The 21,720-nt window shown below is 57.2% G+C and carries 15 protein-coding genes and 1 pseudogene; 7 read left to right on the plus strand and 9 right to left on the minus strand.

Features of this window, described 5'->3' with window-relative positions:
* Positions 1-4: 4 nt before the first annotated feature.
* From WMO46_RS07610 to WMO46_RS07640, 7 genes and pseudogenes are all read right to left on the minus strand, one after another.
* The gene (locus WMO46_RS07610; protein ID WP_349094127.1) at positions 5-2,644 is read right to left on the minus strand and encodes a glycoside hydrolase family 2 TIM barrel-domain containing protein; all 2,640 of its coding nucleotides are present in this window, start codon (positions 2,642-2,644) and stop codon (positions 5-7) included.
* Positions 2,641-5,001, minus strand: coding sequence for a glycoside hydrolase family 31 protein (locus WMO46_RS07615; protein ID WP_278963996.1), 2,361 nt, complete (start codon positions 4,999-5,001; stop codon positions 2,641-2,643). Before WMO46_RS07615 ends, WMO46_RS07610 begins: the two co-directional genes overlap by 4 nt.
* Entirely contained in the window at positions 4,998-6,809 is a 1,812-nt protein-coding gene (locus WMO46_RS07620) for a glycoside hydrolase family 71/99-like protein (protein ID WP_278963993.1), read from the minus strand. Before WMO46_RS07620 ends, WMO46_RS07615 begins: the two co-directional genes overlap by 4 nt.
* 83 nt (positions 6,810-6,892) lie before the next feature.
* A complete protein-coding gene (locus tag WMO46_RS07625; protein ID WP_026076574.1) occupies positions 6,893-8,437 on the minus strand; it encodes a hypothetical protein in 1,545 nt (514 codons plus the stop codon).
* 30 nt (positions 8,438-8,467) lie between these two features.
* The gene (locus tag WMO46_RS07630; protein ID WP_019150959.1) at positions 8,468-9,073 is read right to left on the minus strand and encodes a fasciclin domain-containing protein; all 606 of its coding nucleotides are present in this window, start codon (positions 9,071-9,073) and stop codon (positions 8,468-8,470) included.
* Positions 9,074-9,093: 20 nt separating this feature from the next.
* Positions 9,094-10,536: a RagB/SusD family nutrient uptake outer membrane protein gene (locus tag WMO46_RS07635; RefSeq protein ID WP_019150958.1), complete on the minus strand. Its 1,443-nt coding sequence runs from the start codon at positions 10,534-10,536 to the stop codon at positions 9,094-9,096.
* 12 nt (positions 10,537-10,548) lie between these two features.
* Positions 10,549-13,688, minus strand: a pseudogene (locus WMO46_RS07640) (SusC/RagA family TonB-linked outer membrane protein).
* A 359-nt stretch (positions 13,689-14,047) separates the two neighbouring features.
* Between WMO46_RS07640 and WMO46_RS07645 the strand changes: the two are divergent.
* The 6 genes from WMO46_RS07645 to WMO46_RS07670 all read left to right on the plus strand — a co-directional run bounded on the left by WMO46_RS07645 (position 14,048) and on the right by WMO46_RS07670 (position 19,822).
* The gene (locus WMO46_RS07645) at positions 14,048-15,271 is read left to right on the plus strand and encodes a site-specific integrase (protein ID WP_005775881.1); all 1,224 of its coding nucleotides are present in this window, start codon (positions 14,048-14,050) and stop codon (positions 15,269-15,271) included.
* Positions 15,268-15,657, plus strand: a complete 390-nt coding sequence (locus WMO46_RS07650) for a hypothetical protein (RefSeq protein WP_004328110.1) — start codon at positions 15,268-15,270, stop codon at positions 15,655-15,657. The genes WMO46_RS07645 and WMO46_RS07650 overlap by 4 nt, the downstream gene beginning before the upstream one ends.
* Before the next feature lie 277 nt (positions 15,658-15,934).
* A complete protein-coding gene (locus WMO46_RS07655) occupies positions 15,935-17,140 on the plus strand; it encodes a primase-helicase family protein (RefSeq protein WP_004328112.1) in 1,206 nt (401 codons plus the stop codon).
* 257 nt (positions 17,141-17,397) lie between these two features.
* Entirely contained in the window at positions 17,398-18,336 is a 939-nt protein-coding gene (locus WMO46_RS07660) for a toprim domain-containing protein (RefSeq protein WP_195288850.1), read from the plus strand.
* A 176-nt stretch (positions 18,337-18,512) separates the two neighbouring features.
* Complete coding sequence (locus WMO46_RS07665; protein WP_004329306.1) at positions 18,513-18,878, plus strand: MobC family plasmid mobilization relaxosome protein; 366 nt, start codon at positions 18,513-18,515, stop codon at positions 18,876-18,878.
* Positions 18,875-19,822 carry a relaxase/mobilization nuclease domain-containing protein gene (locus WMO46_RS07670; RefSeq protein ID WP_007560543.1) on the plus strand — a complete coding sequence of 316 codons (948 nt, stop codon included), beginning with the start codon at positions 18,875-18,877 and terminating at the stop codon, positions 19,820-19,822. The genes WMO46_RS07665 and WMO46_RS07670 overlap by 4 nt, the downstream gene beginning before the upstream one ends.
* Positions 19,823-19,843: 21 nt before the next feature.
* On the opposite strand, the gene WMO46_RS07675 is transcribed toward WMO46_RS07670, so the two are convergent.
* A complete protein-coding gene (locus WMO46_RS07675) occupies positions 19,844-20,503 on the minus strand; it encodes a helix-turn-helix domain-containing protein (RefSeq protein ID WP_004329304.1) in 660 nt (219 codons plus the stop codon).
* A 62-nt stretch (positions 20,504-20,565) separates the two neighbouring features.
* Between WMO46_RS07675 and WMO46_RS07680 the strand changes: the two genes are divergently transcribed.
* The gene (locus WMO46_RS07680; protein WP_004329303.1) at positions 20,566-20,715 is read left to right on the plus strand and encodes a hypothetical protein; all 150 of its coding nucleotides are present in this window, start codon (positions 20,566-20,568) and stop codon (positions 20,713-20,715) included.
* 47 nt (positions 20,716-20,762) lie between these two features.
* Here WMO46_RS07680 and WMO46_RS07685 read toward each other — a convergent pair whose 3' ends face one another.
* Positions 20,763-21,662, minus strand: coding sequence for a helix-turn-helix domain-containing protein (locus WMO46_RS07685; protein WP_004329302.1), 900 nt, complete (start codon positions 21,660-21,662; stop codon positions 20,763-20,765).
* Positions 21,663-21,720 lie beyond the last annotated feature (58 nt).

Genomic DNA, 21,720 nt, shown 5'->3' on the forward strand with positions numbered 1-21,720 from the left:
GGCGTCAGTGGTTGCGGTAGATGCGGATGGCGTTCAGCACGGGTTCGCCCTCGATGCGTCCGAAATCGACGCGCAGGCCCTGGCCGTCGCGCACGATGACCTCCACTTTGCGGACCATCGCCCGCGAGAAGCCGACCTCGGCGGCGATCGAGAAGTTTTCGAGCACCTTGCGGCCGTTCACCGAAACGTCGAACCGGCGTCCCGTGTACTGCTGCTGGGCGCCGTCGGCCCCGAGGTTGTAGGCCAGCGCTTCGCGCTGCCGGGCGGCGTCGAGTTCGGCCCAGTAGAGGTAGACCGAGTAGGTGCCGTCGGGCACGTCGGCGCGGAACGACTCGATGCCGACGCGCTGGGTCTGGAACACGGGGTCGTTCTTCGTGCCGAGGATGTCGGACGCGCTTCCGAGCCATCCGGTTCCGGAGCGCCGCAGCGCCTCGCCGCCGACGTATCCCCAGCTGCCCGGGGTGTAGGGTTGCTCGGGAATCCACGCCAGACCCGCTTCGCGGTCGTCGAAATAGCGGGGCGAGCCGAGCATGACGTTCAGTTCGGTGAACCGTTCGGGCGACGCCTGCGCCAGCCGGAAACCGACCGTCAGGACATCGGTGAGCGCTCCGGCCCGGGCCACGAGGCGGTTCTCGCCGTCCGCGAACGGCACGTCGAACATCGCCACGCCCCCTTCGGGACGTTTGGTGCCGATCCTGCGGCCGTTGACCGTCAGGGTCACCGACGGCTGGTTGGTGAAGACCGGAACGGGCTGTGTGCAGCGGCCCGAGCCGTCGTCCGCACCGCTGCGGTTCCGCCACTCGCGGTTGCCGATGACGAGCTGCGGGGTGCGGCTGAGCACGGTCTTGTAGAAAAGATAGGTGTCTTTCAGCTCGCGGTCGAGGCCCGTGACGCCCTTGTTGTTGACGTGGGGCACGACATCGGCGCGCGGCTCGGAGTAGAAGGCGTTGAGGTTCCAGAGCGACGAACCCGCGATGAAGGGGCGTTTGCGCATCTGTTCCAGGTAATGGCGGTTGTAGACCAGCCCGTATTCCTGCGAGAAGTCGAACTGCTCGGGCGAGAACGAGTGCAGGCGCGGATCGACATCGGCGCCGTACTCGGTCACGATCAGCACCTTGTCGGGATACTGCGCGTGGAGCCGGTCGAGGATGCGCTCGAAGCCCGTGATGTCCTTTTCGTACCACCCCTGATAGAGGTTCCAGCCCTGAATCATCGGAATCTGCGTCAGGCGGGCGGCGGCGTACCGTTCCGGAGCATTGTGGAAGGCGATCATCGTGTAGCGTGAGGGGTCCTCGCGGCGGATGGTCTTCTCCAGCGTGCGGGCCACGTGTTCGATAGCCTTGTAATACTCCTTCGTGCGGGCTTCGTCGGTGTAGGGCGGGCGCAGCAGCGTTTCGTTCATGTAGGCCCAGATCATCACCGAGGGGTGGTTGAAGTCCTGACGGACCATCTCGCGGACCATCCGCACCGAGTTTTCGAGGAACTCCCGGCTTTCGGTGACGGCGTTGACCACCGGAATCTCGACCGAGGCGACGATGCCCAGCCGGTCGCACATCTCCATCACCACGGGGTCCTGCGGGTAGTGCGACACGCGCAGGAAGTTGCCGCCCATCTCTTTGATCAGGCGCACGTCGCGTTCGTGCATCTCGTCGGGCAGCGCCCAGCCGCGGCCCAGATAGTCCTGGTGGCGGCACGTGCCGACGAGCTTGCGCGGGCGGCCGTTGAGCGAGAAGCCTTTGTCGGGGTCGAACGAGAACCACCGCAGGCCCAGCGGGTTGGAAACCTCGTCCAGCACGCGGCCGTCCTCGGCCACGATGCGCGTCAGCACGCGGTAGAGGTTCGGTTCGTCGATGTCCCACAGCCGGGGCGATGCGATCGTGATGTCGCGGCGGAGCTGTTCCGCGACGCTTCCGGCGGCGATTTCCGCCATGTCCTCCGCGCGGGTGGCCTCGCGGCCGTCGGGCCCGACGATGCGGTGCTCGACGCGCACCCGGACGGGTTCCGTGCCGCTGTTGGCCACCAGCGTCCGCACCTCGACCGCGGCCCGTTCGGCCGTGACCTCGGGGGTTGAGAGGTAGACGCCCGGCGATCCGAAGTCGGTCGGCGCCACGTGCACCTTGTCGGTCAGGAGCAGGCTCACGTCGCGGTAGATGCCGCCGAAGAAGGTGAAGTCGGCCGACAGGGGCGGAATGTCGGGGTCGTGGGCGTTGTCCACCTCGACGGCGAAGAGGTTTTCGCCGCCCGGGACGATGTATTTCGTGATGTCGAAGACGAAGCGCGTGTAGCCGCCCGTGTGCTTTCCGGCGTAATGGCCGTTGACGTAGAGCCGCACCACCTGATTGGCCCCCTCGAAACAGAGATACGCCTGTTTCGAGGCGGCGTCGGCCGGGAGGACGATCCGCTTGCGGTACCACGCCGGGCCGCGGTAGAATCCCGGAACGTCGTCTGCGGCGTCCTCGGCGTTCCACGTGTGGGGGATGTTCACCACCTCCCACGCCGAGTCGTCGGCCGTGGGCTGGAAGGCATTGTAGGGCGATCCTTTGGTGAAACGCCAGGCGTCGTTGATCGTGTATCTGACCCGGGCCGCGGCCGAAGCGGCGGTCAGAAACAGCGTCAGGCAGAGAATGATTCGGATGTGTTTCATCGGTTTTCGGTTGATTGGAATTTGCATTCGAGGGGTTCGCCCGTATAGCGGACGGTCTGTTCCGCGGGTTCCGCTCCGGGGCGGAAGACCCGGATGCGGAGCGTCTGCTCCTGCGCCATGCCGGGGTAGGAGCCTTCGCGCGCGGAGATGCGCAGCGCGGCGTCCGCCTCGGACCAGCCGAGGGTGCAGCGGGCGTATTCGCCCTGTTCATAGCCGTAGCCGTCTCCGGCGTCGTCGTAGAGCGTGAAGCGGGCGTCGGCTCCGGTGTAGACGCGGATTTCCAGCTCGGTGTCGGGACCTGCCATGACCGACTCTTTCGCCGCGCCCGTCGGCACGATCGAGCCGCCCCGGGCGTAGACCGGGAGTTCCGTGAGGCCGCACGCCCGGGTGACGCGCTCCCCGCCGCGGAAAGCCTCGCCCGTGAAGAAGTCGTACCACCATGCGCCGTCGTGGCGCGGCAGCAGCGTCGTGACCGGCTGGGTCCGGGCCCCGGCGGGCATCGGCTCGAAGACGGGGCGCACGAGCAGCGCGGGGCCGAACAGATAGGCTTCGTCGTAAGCCGCGACGGCCCGGTCTTCGGGGAAGGCCATGCCCGCGGCCGCGATGAACGAACTGCCGTTCGCCGCAACGTCGTAGGCCGTGGAGTAGACGTAGGGCGTCAGGCGGTAGCGCAGGTCGATGTATTTCGTCTGGTTGCGGTACCAGACGCTGCGTTCGTCGCCGAACTGCCACACTTCGCGCGGGACGTTGGTCCCGTGGGCGCGGAAGATCGGCAGGAAGGCCCCGAACTGAAACCACCGGGCATATAGCTCTTTATAGGCCGGGTCGGCCAGTCCGCGGGGGTAGATGCCGCCGTTGTCGGTGACGTAGAATCCGCCCGTGTCGAAGGTCCAGTAGGGGAATCCCGACGCCGCGAGGTTGACGCCCGCGGCCAGCTGGCGTTTCATCGTCTCCCACGAGGCGACGATGTCGCCCGACCACACGGCCGTGCCGTAACGCTGCTGCCCGGCGAATGCCGAGCGGGTGAAGAGCAGCGGACGGCGCTCGGGAGCCGCCGCGCGCAGACGGCCGTAGAGGTCGCCCGTCCACACCAGCGAATAGGTGTTCAGATAGCGGTGGAAAGCCCCCAGATGGGTTTTTCCGGCCGATTTGGTCCGGGCCTCCTGCTTGCGCTGGGTGAATCCCTCGCGGAACGAGGGTTCGGTGGCGTCCATCCACCAGCCGTCGATGCCGGTGTCGAAGAGCCCCGTGCGGAAGTGGCGCCAGAAGATGTCGCGCGCCGCGGGGTCGTAGGCGTCGAAGACCTTGTATCCGGCCCACGTCCGTTCGTCGAACAGCGCTCCGGCAGCCTCCAGATCGCGGTACACGGCCGTTTCGGGGCCGAATCCCGGCCACACCGACACCAGCAGCCGCACGCCGTACTCCTCGTGCAGGCGGGCGACGGCGGCCCCGGGGTTCGGGTAGCGCACGGAGTCCCATTGGAGGGCGTTCCACCGGGGCTTCTCGCCCCAGTACTCCCAATCCTGCACGATGATGTCGATCGGGATGTGCCGGCGGCGGTATTCGCTGACCACGCGGGTCAGTTCGTCGAAACTCTTGTAGCGTTCGCGCGACTGCCAGAACCCGAAAGCCCATTTCGGAAGCATCGACGCCGCGCCGGTCAGCGCACGGTAGCCGCGCACGCATCCTGCGGGATCGCCCCCGTAGACGAACCAGTAATCGACGGCGTCGCCCACCTCCGACGTGAATTCGAAAGCGTCGCCTCCGTCGCGGAACTCCGAGGCCGAGTAGTTGTCCCACAGCAGTCCGAAGCCGCGCGTGGAGACCAGATAGGGGTTGACGATGTCCTTATTGGCCTGCAACAGCAGGACCGTGTCGCGTTTGTAGTTCAGGGCCCCCGTCTGGTACTGGCCCAGTCCGTACAGCGCCTCGTCGTCGGTCCCGGCGAACCGCTGGGTCACGGCGTAGCACGCCTCGCCGCCCACGGTGTCGGGACGGAGCGAGCGGGCGGTCTCCGCGAGCAGCAGGGCGTCCGTGCGGGCGTCGCGGAACGAGAAGAGGCCCCGCGTGCGGTCGAACTCCACCCGGAGCTGCGGCGTGCGGAACGCATAGCCGTGTTCGATGGCCTCGCGGCGCACCTCGACGGGAGCGGCGGGCACGGAATCCACGACCAGCCGCTGCGTCACGAGGGGCGATCCGACCGGGCGGACGAGGATGCGCACGGTGTTTTCCGTGCAGAACTCGACGCGGTAGGCCATGCCCGCCTCGTCGAACGTGAAGGCGTTGCCGTCGCGCGAGGGACCGCCGCAGGCGGTGCAGACGGCGGCCAGCAGCAGGGTGGTGAGCAGGCGCATCATCGGCTGAGGGTGTAGTGGAAGCTCACGTCGCGCAGCTTCAGTTTGCCTTTGAACATCAGCGTAAAGCCCGGCGTCGTGGCGTAAAGCACGTTTTCGGGGGCCAGTTCGACCCGCACCCGTTTCCATGTGCCCGTGCCGTCGGTCTTGAACTTGGCGACGGTGGCGAAAATGTCCTTGGGCTGACGCTCGGTGCGCGAGTAGAGGAAGACGAAATCGCCCGTCGGGGCGTCGTCGAAGTATTCGAATTCCAGATAGCCCGTGTGGGTGCGTGCCGCGATCAGCGACCGGACGGCCGTTTCGGGCAGGTAGACTTTCAGCTCGGGCGAGGCGTACCGGACGCCGTGCACGGCGTCGCTGCTGAAGCGCAGTTCCGATTCCGGAACATCCAGCGTGCGGTTTTTGAGCGTCTTTTCGAGCGCATCGACGGCCGTTTCGGCCGCGGAGAGCCGTTCGGCGGCCTCCGAATAACTACCTTCGGCGATCGCGGTGGCGGCCTGGTCCAGCAGGGCGTCGGCATCGGCCGTCTTGCGGCGTGCCGCGGCGAGGTATTCGCTCCGTTTGCGCAGGCCGAAGAGCCGGGCGGGAAGCGCGATGCCCGAAGCGTCCTCCGGCATCTCCTTGAACTGCGCGGCGTAATGCAGCGTCGTGCGCAGTTCGCGGTCGCCGTTCTCCACCGTGGGCTCGATCTCGTGCCCCTCGGTGTAGTCGCTCCACGAGGCGATGAACATCATGTCGAGGCTGTCGCGCGAAGCCATGCTGAACTCCCACATGCGTTCGTAGGTCCGGCCCCCGTCCCGCGGGATGTAGTAGAAATGCTGTCCGCCCCAGCCGGCGCAGCCGCGGTTGTCCATGCCCGGCATGACGAATCCCGACTTGACGGTGTAGGCCGGATCGGCGCTCATCCACACCGAGTCGCGGAACGGCTTCATAAACTCGATGAGGTCGTCCGGTTCGGCGTAGTGGTCCCAATGGGGGTGCGCGGCGTCCATCGGGCGCACGCGGGCCGGCAGCCACGCCGTGGGGATCATCCCCAGCTCCTTCCACGACTGGATCTCGGGGCTCCAGCGCACGGGAACGTAACGGTTCGCTTCGAGCGTGCCCCACTCGGCCCAGCGGCGCAGCACGGCGGGCTGCGGCATGCCCTCGGGCAGGCGGACCTTCGAGGCGGCATAGGCGTATTCCGCGGGTTGGGCGCCCGGCCCGAAGAGGTAGAAGACCGGGCGTCCGCCGACGGTCGGAGCCGTCGGGCCCGACAGCACGTTGTCCACCAGATACTGGTAGCAGCGGGCGTAATGCTCGGTCTTGGCCTCGCGGGTGTCGATTTCGGGGTGCATGCGGGTGATCCAGTCGTAGTAGAGCCAGCCGTCGCACCAGTTGACGCCGATTTCGAAGCCGTATTTCGCGGCCACGGGCTGCATGGCTTTCAGCAGTTTGTCGTTCTCGTGGTCCATGAAACCCCATTCGATGAAGAATCCGTCGATGCCCGCGGCCTTGGCCGAGAGAATCTGGTATTCGATGTAGTCGGGGTCGAGGTTCGACTGCATGCCCGCCTGCGGATAAGCCACGGCGGCGATGTCGTGGCGCCCTGCGGCGTCCATGAAGTCGGCGTTGTAGCAGAGCGTTTTCCGCCCGGTCTTCGACTTGGTGGTTTCGGCGTGCATCTCCCAGCGGCCCAGTTTGCCGTCGTGGGCGCGCGTGTAGCGCACGCCGTGGTAGTCGGCGTAGATTTTCTTGCCGTTTTGCGCCGGAGTTGCCGCCGGAAGCAGGAGCAGCGCCGCTGCGGCGAGTGAAATGCGTAACGGGGTCATCGTTTCGGTCTGTTCGGTTTATCGAAGAACGGAAAACCCTCCGGAGAATTGCTCCGGAGGAATTTCCGATTCTGAAAATGCGGTTACTCCTTGGGGAGTTTGACCGCGAAGGTGAATACGCGGGCGTTGGCGTTCGTGCCGATCTTCTCGCCGATCGCAACGAGTTTCATGAGGCCCACTTTGCCGCTGCCGGCCGAGGACTTCGCGCCCGTTTTGAAGGCGATCACGGCGCCGATCAGCTCCTCTTTGCCCTTGATGTTTGAGGACTGGATGGTTCCGGCGTCGATGGCGGCGATGTCGGCGGCCGTGGCGCTCTCGAAGTCCACGTCCGTGAGCAGTTTGAACCGGGTGGCGTTGAGCCCGCCGAAACTGCCGATGTTCTGGCCGTTGTACGAGTATTCCGCGTTCTTGCCGTCGGCATTCTCCATCGAGTAGATGCGCACCGACTGGGCGTTGCCGTTCATGTAGTAGACCTTAACGTCGGCGTGCGACTGCAAGTCGGTGTTTTCCAGACACTCCTGCACGGAGTAGGTCTTCTGGTCGCCCAGCGAGAGCAGGCGTTTCGCCCCGCCGGCAGCTTCCGCACCGTCGCCCGCCGGAGCCGTGGCGACCGGAATATCCTCGACGTAGTACATGTTGACGCAGGCTTTGGTCGTCGCCGTGGTCGTGCGGCCCACATTGTCCGTGACGATCACCTTGACGCCCGACGTGGAGTTGGTGAAGAGCATCTTCTCGGCGTAGTTCAGCTCATTGAGCCTCTCGTAGGTCGTGGTCTTCACCGATGTCTCGGTCTTGCCCTCCACGCGGAACAGCTCGACTTTGACGACGCCGGCCTGCGACTCGATGGCGATCTCGACGGTTTTTTCCTCGTCCTTGTCGGCCGCGATCGTCGTCTGGGCGAAGGTCACGACGGGAGGCGGAACGGTCTTGTACTGGATCTGCATCGTCTCGATGCGCACCTGTCCGTAGTTGTCAACGGCCTTGACCTTGAAGCCTCTGTCGAATTCGTCGAACTCGATCATTTCGTCGAAGGTCCACGATTTCTGCTGATCTTCGTCGGTGAACGTCAGGCTCGTATAGGGTTCCTGCCCCGAGGTCTTCACGCGGGTGATCTCGATCGACTGCAACAGCGCCGAGGTGTTCACTTCGATGTGCGTGCGGGGCTTCTCGCCGCCGACGGTCTCGTCGTACGACCATTTTGCGGGCGTGAAGACGATCGAGGGGGCTTCCACAACGTCGATGATCGAGATCGGCATCTTCGCCTCGGCCTTGCGGCCCAGCAGGTCCACGGCCTCGATCACGGCCTCGGTGTAGTTCGACTCGTAGTTGATCTCCTCCGCGAGGCTGTAACTCCTGGCGTTGAAGAACTCGGTGACGGTGGTCACGGGAACCGTCTCCCCGTCCGAGGTGTTGATGCTGAGCGAGACGCTTTTGAGCCCTGCTTCCGATTTGACGATGGCGACGACCGGCAGGTTGTCCACCACGTTGAGGTCGGCTTCCAGCGTGTCGTAGGCGTAGGTGATGGTCGGTTCGGCGGCCGAAGGGTCGATTCCCTCGTCGTCGTTGCAGGCTGCGAACGACATGACGGCGAAAATCCCGGCCAGTATCGTGAATAATCTCTTGTTCATGGTTTTCGGTGTTTTAATGTTCGTCGTGTCCTATTTCCTGTAATAGCAGTAGGAGTCGAAGACGTGAATCACGCCGTTGGTCGGCATGATGTTGCAGCTCACGGACTTGCGCATGGGCGAGTTGCCGTTCGTGCCCGTGTCGTTCACGATGATCGCTCCGGCGTCGGCCATCCAGGGGTTCTTGCGCGTGAGCATGGTCATCAGACCCTCTTCGCCGCGGCGCAGCGTCAGCACGAAGATCGCCTCCACGGGAAGCTCTCCGTAGCCGCTGTAAAAACCGTCGATGATGTGGTAGCGCAGCAGGTTCTGCACGTCCTCCTTCGGGCAGTCGGTGATCTTCGACTTGTCGGGATAGGTGCTCACGAACGCCTTGACGGCCGTGTTGGTCAGCGCCAGGAAGGTGTATTCGCGGCCGGTCTGGGTGTAGTACTCCTTCATGCCGGCGTATTCGACGGCCGCCATGAACTCGCTGAAAATGTCCGTACGGGTTTCGAAATACTCCCACGCCGTCATCGGGATGTGGGGGTCGAGCACCGAATGGTCGTAGTCGGCGTCGGTTTGCAGTTTCATGTCGCCGCAGGCTGCGGTCAGCGCGACCGCCAGAAGCAACGACAATTTCTTGATTATGGGTTTCATGGTACAGGTCGTTTTGGAAATTATTTACTCGTTGCGTAGTAGCTGTTCTGCACCAGTTTCTTGTTCTGGTCCAGGTGGGAAAAATGGATCGGGAAGAGTTCGTTGCCGTCCTCCTGGCAGCCGTTGATCGGGCCCATGACGCTCTTCCAGCGGCCCGTGCGCACGAGGTCGAACCACCGGCGGCCTTCGCCGACCAGTTCGCGCTGGCGCTCGTCGAGGATGAAGTCCACGAGCTCCTCTTCGTCGGCGAAATCCGCGGCCGAAGGGGTTTCGAGACCGGCGCGCGTGCGGATCGGCTTCACCAGGTCGAGGGCCTCCTCCCACTTGCTCTGCCGGGCCTGCGCTTCGGCCTGCAACAGGATCATGTCCGAATAGCGGTAGATGGGGTAGCCCACTTCGCAGGTTCTGTTGAGCGTCGAGGAGATGTCGCCCGAGATGTATTTGCGCATCTCCCAGCCCGACTGGTAGTTCTTCGTCACCAGCGGGAAGCGCAGGTCCTTTTCCTGATCGTATTTGGCCAGCAGCGCCGGCGACATCACGGCGGCGCGGTTGCCCGAGCCCGTGAACCACTGGTACATGTAGCTGTAACCGTTGGTGCCCACCTCATCCATGTTGAAATGCACGATGAAAATGAACTCCTTGGTGCTGTATTCGTCGTTCTCGGGGGTGTTGTCGCTGGCCTTGTTGTTCAGCTCCTCGGCGAACATCTTCTTCCAGGTGCTGATGTCGGTTTCGAGGGCCATGAACGACGCGTCGTTCTTCATCTTCTCGATGGTCTGGTCGGCCAGGCTGTATTCCTTGAGCCACATGTAGGTGTCGGCCATGATCGCCCACGCGCCGTAGACCGAGATGCGTTTGCGCTCCTTGTTCTTCGTGCGGTCGATCAGCGACTCGGCCTTTTTGGCGTCTTCGAGAACCACCTCGCGGAGGATGTAGTTCATGTCGGTGCGCTCGCGGTAGATCTCCTGACTGTACTCCTCGTTGGGCTCGGTGAACAGGGGCACGTCGCCCCAGACGCGCACGGCGTAGAGATAGGCCAGCGCACGCATGCCGTAAGCCTGTCCCAGCAGGTCGTTGCGGTCCGACACCGACGGCATATCGACGCCCGGCAGGTATTTGATGCAGAGGTTGGCCTGGTTGATGACCTGATAGAGGGCGGTCCACTTCGTGCAGTTGAGGTCGGTGGTCAGCTGGTTGTCGATGACGCGCTGCTGGGTGGCTGCCGTCGAAGCTCCGGGGGCGAAGTCGTCCGAGCGGAATTCGCCCCAGTAGAAGTAGTTTTCGCGCATGGCCGAGCGGAAGAACCCGTAGATCTGGCTCACGCCGGCCTTGGCTTCGCGCGAGGAGGTCCACATCTGGTCGGCGGGGAGTTCGCTCACGGGCTGTTCGTCGAGGAACGACTCGCACGAGCTGAACCCCGAGGCCAGCAGGAGGGCTGCAAGTATGTATTTGATCTTTTTCATTGTTGTAAGCCTTTAGAATTTAACGTTTATACCTGCGCCGAATTCGCGTTTCATGGGGTAGCGGTAGGTGTCGCGGCCGATTTGCAGCGGGTTGGACGACGAGAACTCGGGGTCGTAGCCGCTGTAAGAGGTCCACGTCATCAGGTTGTTGCCGAAGATGTAGACTTGCAGCGCCTTGATGCGCAGCGATTTGAGCCAGCGCTCCGGCAGGTCGTAGGACAGACGCACGTTCGACAGGCGGATGTAGTCGGAGTCCTCGACGTAGAACGAGTTGGCGTAGCGCGCGTTGTTGTACTCGTCGTTGTAGGGGCGCGGGTAGAGCGCCTGGTCGCCCTGGTGTATCCACATGTTGTTGATCACGTGGGGCGACGGGGTCGTCGAGGTGTAGAGGAACATGTTGCGCTGGTGCTCGGCGTAGTTGTAGATCTGCCCGCCGAACGAGTAGTAGAACGACACGAAGAGACCGAAGTTCTTGTAGGTGAAGTTCGTGCTCAGGCCGCCGGTGTAGGTGGGCAGCGCGTTGCCGATGATCATGCGGTCGTTTTCGTCGATCACGCCGTCGCGCGAACCCGCGGACTCCTCCCAGTTGACATCGCCGCCGCGGAAGGGTTTGCCGTTGGGCAGTTTCTTCTGCACGTAGCTGCCGTTGTAAACCTGCCCGTCGAGCGTGTAGTGGCTGAACGAGCCGTTTTCGAAGACCGGCGTGAGCTGCTGCCACGTGTCGGGCGTGAAGGCGTTCGACTCGTCGTAGGGGAAGATGTTGATCTGCTTGTAGCCGTAGAAGTCGCCGATCGAACCGCCCTCGGCCATCCACCAGAGGTCGTTTTCCAGATAGGGTTCGCCCTCGGCAAGTTTCTCGACGGTGTTCCAGTTGCGCGAGATGTTGAACGATGCGTTCCAGCGGAAATCCTTCGTGCGGACGAGGTCGCCGGCGATCGAGAACTCGAAACCGCGGTTGCTGACCTCGCCGACGTTCGTGCGCATGGTCGAGAATCCGGACTCCTTCGGGAGCTCGCGGTTGGCCAGCAGACCGTCGGTGTACTTGTCGTAGTAGTCGGCCGTGATGGTCAGGCGGCTGTTGAAGAAGCTCAGGTCGAGACCCACGTCCACCTGGCGGGTCTCCTCCCAGCGCAGGTTGTCCACGGCGAGGCGTGCGGGGTAGACGCCGCCCACGCCGTCGTAGATGTCGCCCGTGGCGTAGGAATAGAGGTAGTCGTAGTTGCCGATCTGCTCGTTGCCGGTGATACCCCAGCTGACGCGGATCTTGGCGTCGTCGAGCGCGCGGCGCGAGAAGCTCATGAAATTCTCGTCCGAGAGGCGCCATGCGGCCGATACCGAGGGGAAGTTGCCCCAGCGGTTGCCTTTCGAGAAGCGCGACGAACCGTCGCGGCGGAAGGTGGCCTGAATCAGGTATTTCGCCTTGAAGTCGTAGGTCACGCGGGCGAAGAGCGACGCCATCGAGTGATTCGACTGCCAGGTGCCGGTCTCGTTCAGGGTGAGGTTGGCGGCGAAGGCGTTCATCGTGGGGATGAAGTCCGTCGAGGAGTTGATGCCCGACAGAACGGTCTGGTCGGTGCGCCACTGCTGCTCGCTGAAACCCACGAGGGCCGAGAAGTTGTGGTTGCCCCACTTGTTCTTATAGGTGAGGACGTTCTCGTTGAGCCAGTTCCAGTTGAGGTTGTCGGCGGCGTAGCCGCTGTTGCTCTTCTGCCACTCGTCGGTGATCATGCTCGGGTAGACGCGCTGGCGCTTGTTGAGATAGAGGTTGGCGTTGATGCTGGTCTGGAACGTCAGCCCCTTGGCGAGCTTCAGTTCGAAGCCCTGATAGAGGTTGCCCTGATAGTATTCCGTGCGGTCGGTGGTGTATTTCACCTGTGCCAGCGGGCTCTTCTGGCCCTGGAATACGCCGGCCAGCGTGCCGTCGGGGTAGTAGAGGTTGAAATAGGGGCGGCGCGACAGCATTGCGGTCATCAGCTGCCCTTCGTTGATGCCGTTCTTCTGGGAGTAGCCCAGCGATACGCGGCTGTGGAGCGTCAGCCAGTTGGCGACCGTGTAGTCGGCGTTGATACGGGCCGTCAGACGCTGGAAATTCGTGTTGGGAACGATACCGCGCTCGTTGTAGTAGCCCGTCGATCCGAAGTATTTCATCCGCTTCGTGCCGCCGGCGACGCTCAGGTCCACCTGGTCTTTCTGGGCCCACTGGAAAAGCAGGTCCTGATAGTCGTTGTCAACGTTGAACGCTGCGTTCAGCGAGTCGTTGATCAGTTGGTTGCTGGCGTTGTCAACGTAGCCCGTCGCGTTGTCCTTATGATAGGTGTCGCGCAGGATGTCGAACTTGCGGCGGTCGGCGCGTGTGGCCTGCGCGAGTTTGTGGGAGAGTTTGCCCCAGGTGTGGAGGTATTTCACGTCGATGCGCGGAGCTCCCTCCTGACCGCCCTTGGTCGTGATGAGGATGACGCCGTTGGCCGAACGCGAACCGTACATGGCGGCCGATGCGGCGTCTTTGAGGATTTCGATCGAGGTGATGTCGCCGGGGTTGATGCCGTCGATGTCCTCCATCGGGATTCCGTCTACCACGTAGAGCGGTTTCACGCCTTCGGCCGAGAAGGTCGAGATACCGCGGATATTGATCTGCGAGGCTTCGCCCGGCTGTCCCGAGCCTGCCGAGATCTGTACGCCGGCGACCTGTCCCTGCAACGCTTCGAAGACGTTCGAGGGGGCGCGGCGTTCGATGGACTCCGACGAAATGGAGGTGATGGCGCCCGTCACGTCGCGTTTGCGCATCGTGCCGTAGGCGACGACCATCACTTCGTCGATCTTCTGGGCGTCGGAGTCGAGCGAAACTTCCAGAAAATCGGCATTCGCGGTGAGCGTTTTGGTCACATATCCGATGAAGGATATCTGAATGGACGCCCCGCGTTTCGAGAGCGAAAGCGAGAATTTGCCGTCTGCACCGGTCACCGTACCGTTCGACGTGCCCGGCTCGACTACGGTCGCGCCGACGAGGGGCTGGCCGTCACCTTTGACTGTGCCTGAAAGGGTGAATTTCCCCCCCCCCCGCCTTTCTGGGCGACGCTAAGTCCCGGTTGCAGCAGCGTTACCGCCAGCAGGACGGCACACAGCCAATGAACTTTCGTCAATAGTTTCTTCATGATTGTAATTAGTTAGTTGGTTTTATGTGGTGAATGATTGTGGCGTGTCGGTCGCATCCGTTCGCTCCGGGGGAACGGGTCCAAGGCAAAGTTACTATATATCTCTGGAAAAGACGAATAAAAAGGGACAAATGTCTTCGTAATGCCTGTCAATAAGGCGTTTGCGAAGACAAATGAGGACAGGCGAAAAATCGAGGTAACGTAAAGGAAAGCGGATTTATGAAGAAGAACGGTCTCCAAATCATTACCCGCCGAATGGTGATTTTTAACACACCGTGTTGTATTTGGCAGCTTGTGGCACAGGTTGGCATATCAAGGTCTAACTCGTTGAGTAATAACTTTGCAAACAAAAAACGAGTATGGCAAGAAGCACATTCAAGGTTCTGTTCTACGTGAACGGCAGCAAGGAGAAAAACGGTATTGTCCCCATCATGGGACGAGTGACAATCAACGGGACTGTGGCGCAGTTCAGTTGTAAGCAGAACATCCCGAAAACGCTTTGGGACGTGAAAGGAAACAAGGCGAAAGGCAAGAGCCGCGAGGCACGAGACATCAACCTTGCCCTTGACAACATCAAGGCGCAAATCATCAAACATTACCAGCGCATTTCAGACCGCGAGGCATTTGTTACGGCTGAGATGGTGCGCAACGCCTATCAGGGAATCGGCAGCGAGTATGAGACGCTGCTAAAAGCATTCGACCGTGAGAACGAAGTGTTCAAGAAACGGGTAGGCAAAGACAGGGTAATGGCTACCTATCGGGCACGTGTACGGGCAAGAAACCATGTAGCCGCCTTTATCAAGTCGTTTTACAGACGCAGCGATATGTCCATGTTGGAACTTACTCCCGATTTCATCAAGGAGTTCGCCGCATACCTCTCGACTGAAGCCGGATTGCGGAACGGTTCGATATGGGCAAACTGTATGTGGCTGAAAGGCGTGGTCATGAAAGCGCATTATAACGGGTTGATACCGCGCAATCCTTTCATCCAGTTTCATATCAGCCCCAATGTGAAAGAACGGGAATATCTGACGGAGGATGAACTGAAAGCGGTCATGACACATGAGTTTGCAGACAGCAAGCTCGCATACATCCGTGACATTTTCATCTTTGCCAGTTTCACCGCCTTGTCATTCGTGGACATTCAGGAACTGACGAATGACAACATCGTGGAGGTGAACGGCGAGAAGTGGATATTGTCCAAACGCCACAAGACAAAAGTCGCCTTCCAAGTGAAGCTGCTGGATATACCCTTGCAGATAGTCGAACGCTACCGACCGATGCAGAAAGACAATCGTATATTCCCCGGCTTGAACTATTGGTCTATCTGCAAACCGTTGAAACGGATGATAAGGGAATGTGGCATAACCAAGTCAATATCATTTCATTGCAGTCGTCATGGCTTCGCAACATTAGCTTTGAGCAAGGGGATGCCCATTGAAAGCGTAAGCCGTGTGTTGGGACATACGAATATAGTCACGACCCAACTCTACGCAAAGATAACCACGCAGAAGCTCGACAACGACCTGACCATGTTCGGCGACAAACTGAGTAAGACGTTTAACGGAATAACGATGTCATGAGTATGAGAAGAAACAGCATAACAGTGAATGAATCCGGCAATATCATCATGCCGGAGAATGTCTCAAACATTTGGATGAGCGAGCCGGAATTGGTGGAACTGTTCGGAGTAATTGCTCCGACACTTCGTTCTGCCATCAGAAACATCTATAACAGTGGAGCATTAAAAGAATACGAGGTACAGAAGTATGTTCGGCAGGAGAACGGGTATCATGCCGATGTGTTCAGCTTTCCGATGATAGTCGCACTTGCTTTCCGCATTGACAGCTTCGGTGCGGAACAGGTGCGCAATGCCATATTTAAAAGGCTGTACTTGCGAAAAGAGAAAACAAATATCTTCTTTTCGCTGGGTATAAATGGTTGGGATATGTCTAATTATCAGGCATAAGTTCTAATGATATGACGACATGAAGTAGTGAGACCTATGCGTATTCCCATTGCCAACAATGTATTTATACGAGTATGTGAATAGGTGTATTGCCATTCATACGTACGATTACGACAAACCCGAAGAAAAATCCATTAGAATGGCATTTCTTCGGGCTTTTGTTGTATGTCATAAAGCCAAATCCAAGAAAATCTTACGTGAGGTATGCGTGAGTTGTTAATCCGTTCTGCGCTAATTGCCGAGTTTTGCACTGATTAAACAAAAAAATGAAGTGCTAATGAAACAAGGCAACTTTGAAAATGAGGAGTTTATCCGTGTGGGTACTACCCTCTACAAGTTAGTGAACCAGCCCCGTCTGAACGGAGGCTATGTGAAGAAGCGCATCGTGTGGAACAACGAAACACTGCGGCAGGACTACGGCAAGGACTATCTCGCCACCGTGCCGAAGTACGACGGCTTCTGCACCGTCCCCGACCATGTGGACTACCGTCCCGTGGTGGACAAGTTCCTGAACCTCTACGAGCCGATAGGACACCGTCCGCAACAAGGCGAGTTTCCCTGTATCCGGTCATTGGTGCGCCATATCTTCGGTGAACAGTATGAATTGGGCATGGACTATCTTCAATTGCTCTACCTGCAACCCGTGCAGAAACTGCCTATCCTGCTGTTGGTATCAGAAGAACGCAACACGGGCAAGAGTACATTCCTGAACTTCCTGAAAGCTGTGTTTCAAAACAATGTCACTTTCAATACCAACGAGGACTTCCGCAGCCAGTTCAATTCCGACTGGGCAGGAAAACTGCTCATCGTGGTGGACGAGGTATTGCTCAACCGCAGGGAGGACAGCGAGCGGTTGAAGAACCTCAGCACCACACTTTCCTACAAGGTGGAAGCCAAAGGCAAAGACCGTGACGAGATAGCGTTCTTTGCCAAGTTCGTGCTATGCTCCAACAACGAGTATCTGCCTGTTATCATTGATGCAGGTGAAACACGCTATTGGGTGCGCAAGATAGACCGTCTGCAATCCGATGACACAGACTTCCTGCAAAAGCTGAAAGCTGAGATACCTGCCTTTCTGTATTACCTGCAATACAGACAACTTTCCACCGAAAAGGAAAGCCGTATGTGGTTTGCGCCCTCTTTGCTGCATACCGAAGCCTTGCAGAAGATTATCCGCAGCAACCGCAACCGATTGGAGATAGAGATGTGCGAACTTATCCTTGACATTATGGAAAGTGTCGGCACGGACACATTCTCGTTCTGCCACAACGACATTCTTCTTTTGCTGGTACATTCGCAGGTAAAGGTGGAGAAGCACCAAGTCAGAAAGGTATTGCAGGAATGTTGGAAACTTACTCCTGCCTCTAACGGGCTTACATATACCACTTACCAATTCAATTACAATCGGGAGTGCCGATATGAGCCGATAAAAAGAGTCGGTCGTTTCTACACCGTCACAAGGGAACAACTTGAATCCCTGTAATACTATTCTTTTTTTGTTGAATTGATGAATAATGATATAACCATACTGATAATAAACAGCATACACTCTCAACAAATTCTCAACAATCGAAAAGAAAAGTTGAGAGGGAAACAGCATCAGTTTGTTGGATTCTCTATTTGTGAGTGGTTTGTTGAGAAGATGTTGAGAATATAAAGCATTAACGTATAGGACAATACATATCCCATTCATCAAATCAACGTTTTTACAGTCATCATCAAATCCATAGAAATTATATCATGAACATCCAAGAAGCAAAACAAATCAAAATTGCGGACTATCTGCAAAGTTTGGGTTATTCGCCCGTAAAGCAACAGGGAAACTGCCTGTGGTATAAATCCCCGTTCCGTCAGGAAACGGAAGCCTCGTTCAAGGTGAACACCGACTGCAACCTGTGGTTCGATTATGGACTGGGAAGAGGTGGTAACATCATCGCACTTGCAGGGGTACTGTACGCATCCGACCATGTGCCTTATCTGCTTGGCAAGATAGCGGAACAGGCACCACACATCCGTCCCATATCTTTCTCTTTTCGCCAGCAGGCATCCGAACCGAGTTTCCAACATTTGGAGGTGGGCGAACTCACCCATCCGGCATTGCTCCGATACTTGCAGGAACGGGGCATAAACATCGCTTTGGCAAAGGCGCAATGTAAAGAGCTCCACTTCACCCATAACGGCAAGCCCTATTTTGCCATCGGTTTTCCGAATGTGGCGGGAGGATATGAAGTGCGTAACCGTTTTTTCAAAGGCTGTGTCGCACCCAAAGACATCAGCCATATTCGGCAACAGGGAGAAGCGAGAGAGAAATGCCTTGTATTCGAGGGCATGATGGACTATCTTTCATTCCTCACGTTGCGGAAGAGGAACTGCTCGAACTTGCCCGACCTTGACAGGCAGGATTACGTCATCCTCAATTCGACCGCCAATGTTTCCAAAGCTATAGATGTGCTGCACGGGTATGGACGTATCCACTGCATGCTCGACAATGACGAGGCGGGAAGAAAGGCGTATCGGGAATTGGAAAGGAAGTTCGCCGGACGCATCCGCGACTTCTCCGACAACTACAAAGGGCATAAAGACCTGAACGATTACCTGCGTGGAATCCGGCAGAAATTAGCCGTTAGTCCACCGCCAAGAACTATCGTAAAACCCAAGAAGAAAGGGTTGGGATTATGACATCCCGAATGAGAAAAACGGGAGATGCCCGAAACTCATTCCTTAAGGATTGGGAGGTAGCAAGTTTGTGTTTCGGGTGTACCGAAACCGCTTGCCACCCACCATCCAAATTGCAGGAGGTGGCATCCCGTCGGTCTATACAGTTGAATCAGTAACCGAATTAAAAGGAATAAAATATGGAACAGACAAAGGAACACAAGGAACGCAACAAGGGAGGTCGCCCCAAGAAGGAAGCAACCGAGAAACTGAAATACCGTATCGCAGTGAAAATGACGGCAGCCGACTACTTCCGCCTGCTGACACGATCGCATGAGGCGGGCGTATCACCAAGCGAGTACATGAGGGAATGTTTCCGTAACGGTCATGTGAAAGAACGGCTGTCGGAGGAACATGCCGGATACATCCGCCAACTCTGCGGCATGGCTAACAATCTCAACCAGCTTGCGCGTAAGGCAAACGCCGGAGGCTTCCACGATGAACGGTGGGACTGCAAGGTGGCAGTGGCAAGGATTCATGAACTTATAACCAAGATAGGGATATGATGGCGAAAATCGTAAAAGGAAGCGACTTCAAGGGTGTGGTGGATTACATCATCGACAAGAAGAAGGATACGCAGATAGTAGCAAGCGAAGGCTTGTTTATGGAAAATCTGGAAACTATCGCCATGAGTTTCAATGCCCAGTCACGGATGAACGATAAGGTGACAAAACCTGTCGGACATATCGCGTTGAGTTTTTCCAAAGAGGATGAGTTACGGCTGACGAACCGTATCATGGCAGGCATCGCGCTTGAATATATGGAACGGATGGGAATCAAGAATACGCAGTTCTTCATCGCCCAGCATTTCGACAAGGAGCATCCGCACGTGCATATTGCTTTCAACCGCATAGACAACAACGGCAATACCATATCGGACAGGCACGAGCGTCTGCGCAGTACCCGCATCTGCAAGGAATTGACCTTGAAATACGGCTTGCATATGGCTGGCGGAAAGGACAATGTCAAACGCAACCGCCTGAAAGAGCCAGACAGGACGAAATATGCGCTTTACGACATCATCAAAATGGAAGTCGGCAGATGCGGCAACTGGAACGTGCTTATCGCCAACCTGAAACGGCAGGGAGTGGAAGTACATTTCAAGCATAAGGGGCAGACCAGCGAGGTGCAGGGTGTTGTATTCTCCATGAATGGCTACCATTTCAACGGCTCCAAAGTGGACAGGCGTTTCAGTTATTCCAAGATTGACGCGGCTTTGCAGCACAACAGATGCAGGGAACGTATGGGAATAACAGCCGGAATATATGAAACGGCTACACCAAGCGCACCGTCCGGCACGGCACAAAGCGAGTTGTTCAACGGCTCTTGGGGATTGCTAAAAAGCAGTGGCTCATCTTATAACGCTGCTGATGCGGAAGCCAATCAGGAAATGGTGGATATACTTCGCAGAAGGAAGAAAGTTAAGCGCAAGAGAGGTGTTGGGTTCTAATATTCTGTACTAATCCAATTCTCACGACACTTGCGCTCTATATTCATTCGGAGTGTAACCTACCTCTTTCTTGAACAGTCGGGTAAAATGTTGCGGGTACTGAAAACCGAGATTATAGGCGATTTCATTAACGGTGTCGTCTGTAGATGCAAGTTCCGTCTTGGCTATTTCAATAGACTTGTCATGAATGAAATGCAGGGCGGTTGAACCTGTTTCTTTTTTCAATAAATCACTGAAATAGTTGGGCGAGAGGCAGAGCTTGTCTGCACAATACTGTACAGTGGGCAAGCCTATCCGTTTAGCAGCCCCATCATGGAAGTATTCGTCAAGCAACCGCTCAAATCTTGCGAGGATGTCTCGGTTTTGGTTGTCGCGTGTGATGAACTGGCGGTCATAGAAACGTGTGCAGTAATCAAGGAACGTCTTGATGCTGTCTGTGATGAGGTTCTTGCTGTGACGGTGTATCGGATGGTTCAATTCATATTGAATCTTGTGGAAGCAATCCATGATGATTTGCCGTTCTTCCACACTAAGGTGCAATGCCTCGTTTGTCTCGTAGGAAAAGAACGAATATTCACGCATTATCCGCCCGAGAGGTGTATTCCGCAGCAGGTCGGGATGGAACATAAGCAGGTAGCCATCTGGTTGGAACTGCATGCCGTCATCTTCCGCACCGAACACCTGTCCGGGCGCGATAAATATCAGTGTGCATAATTATTCCTAAGTCTGTGAAACCGGAACGCATGAAGCAGAATCTCGACATATTAGACTTCACCCTGTCGGCCGACGACATGGCACGGATAAAGACGCTGGATACCGACAAGCCTTTCTTACTCGGCTCGCACGAAGATCCAGAAATCGTAAAATGGTTCATGCAGTACAAAAACGCCTGAACATCAACAACCATATTTCGATAGCCGCTATCGACTATATTAAGAAGTTATTCGTATATGCCTTTATTGTAATCCGTCATGTACTGAGTAAATGTTTTGCCTGTTTGCTGTTTGAAGAAGCGCATGAGATGGCTCGGATCAGAGAAATTGAAATCATCCGCCATTTCACTGACAGTGCGGTTGGAGAATAGCAATTCGTTCTTCAGTTCCTCAAGCAGACGTTGTTTTATCAAATGGGTAGCTGATACTCCGAATTGGGCTTTTACTGAGTTATTGAGTGTGATGCGACTGACATGAAGCATGTCTGCATATTCCTGCACCCGCTGGTGGGTGCGGATATTCTGTTCCAACAAGTCCTTGAACCGAAAAGCGAAATTGTTTTTAGCAATTTCAGCGGGCAAGCAATAGGCGGCAGCGTATGTACGATTGATAATCAGCAAAAGATAATATAGTAAGGAAACAATGATATTGTACGTATCGGACACTGGATTCATCAGCTCATACTTAATCTTTCCGAGCAGCCGCATATATTCCTTCATTTCGTCATGTGTGGCATTGATGTAAGGCGGCGTATCTGTCTGGTAACAATACAAAAGGCGAAAAACGAAGAACTTGTCGGCGATAAAAGTACGCATGAAATCTTCGCGGAATATAAGGAACGTGTAATCCAACGCCGTCTCATCTACATGCCACTCTTGTTGCTGATGGGGTGAAAGCAGGAGAACCATGCCGTCGCGCAGTTCAATCTTGCGGAAGTTCAGTAGCAAATATCCGTTTGCCTTACGGAAAAAGTAGAAGCTGAAGAAGTCTGTCTTAAACCGCTTGTTTTCTGTCAGCACAAGTCCGATGTCCTTGTTTATGGCAGTATTGATGTAAAAATCCACGCCGCAGCGTGTCTTGTTGAACGGTACGCTGACCAGTCGATCAGGGTTGATTATCTCGTCCATATCCTTGTCGTTTTTGCAAAGATAATAATTTCATTTATCAAAATGGCATAATTACCGT

This window comes from Alistipes intestinihominis, from assembly GCF_040095975.1.
Lineage (GTDB): Bacteria > Bacteroidota > Bacteroidia > Bacteroidales > Rikenellaceae > Alistipes > Alistipes senegalensis.

Bases quoted from the DNA above. Each gene is read 5' to 3' on its own strand.
- WMO46_RS07665 (WP_004329306.1), top strand. From the start codon at position 18,513: ATGGAACAGACAAAGGAACACAAGGAACGCAACAAGGGAGGTCGCCCC.
- WMO46_RS07610 (WP_349094127.1), bottom strand. From the start codon at position 2,644: ATGAAACACATCCGAATCATTCTCTGCCTGACGCTGTTTCTGACCGCC.
- WMO46_RS07625 (WP_026076574.1), bottom strand. From the start codon at position 8,437: ATGAACAAGAGATTATTCACGATACTGGCCGGGATTTTCGCCGTCATG.
- WMO46_RS07660 (WP_195288850.1), top strand. From the start codon at position 17,398: ATGAACATCCAAGAAGCAAAACAAATCAAAATTGCGGACTATCTGCAA.
- WMO46_RS07645 (WP_005775881.1), top strand. From the start codon at position 14,048: ATGGCAAGAAGCACATTCAAGGTTCTGTTCTACGTGAACGGCAGCAAG.
- WMO46_RS07635 (WP_019150958.1), bottom strand. From the start codon at position 10,536: ATGAAAAAGATCAAATACATACTTGCAGCCCTCCTGCTGGCCTCGGGG.
- WMO46_RS07670 (WP_007560543.1), top strand. From the start codon at position 18,875: ATGATGGCGAAAATCGTAAAAGGAAGCGACTTCAAGGGTGTGGTGGAT.
- WMO46_RS07650 (WP_004328110.1), top strand. From the start codon at position 15,268: ATGAGTATGAGAAGAAACAGCATAACAGTGAATGAATCCGGCAATATC.
- WMO46_RS07680 (WP_004329303.1), top strand. From the start codon at position 20,566: ATGAAGCAGAATCTCGACATATTAGACTTCACCCTGTCGGCCGACGAC.
- WMO46_RS07685 (WP_004329302.1), bottom strand. From the start codon at position 21,662: ATGGACGAGATAATCAACCCTGATCGACTGGTCAGCGTACCGTTCAAC.
- WMO46_RS07620 (WP_278963993.1), bottom strand. From the start codon at position 6,809: ATGACCCCGTTACGCATTTCACTCGCCGCAGCGGCGCTGCTCCTGCTT.
- WMO46_RS07655 (WP_004328112.1), top strand. From the start codon at position 15,935: ATGAAACAAGGCAACTTTGAAAATGAGGAGTTTATCCGTGTGGGTACT.
- WMO46_RS07630 (WP_019150959.1), bottom strand. From the start codon at position 9,073: ATGAAACCCATAATCAAGAAATTGTCGTTGCTTCTGGCGGTCGCGCTG.
- WMO46_RS07615 (WP_278963996.1), bottom strand. From the start codon at position 5,001: ATGATGCGCCTGCTCACCACCCTGCTGCTGGCCGCCGTCTGCACCGCC.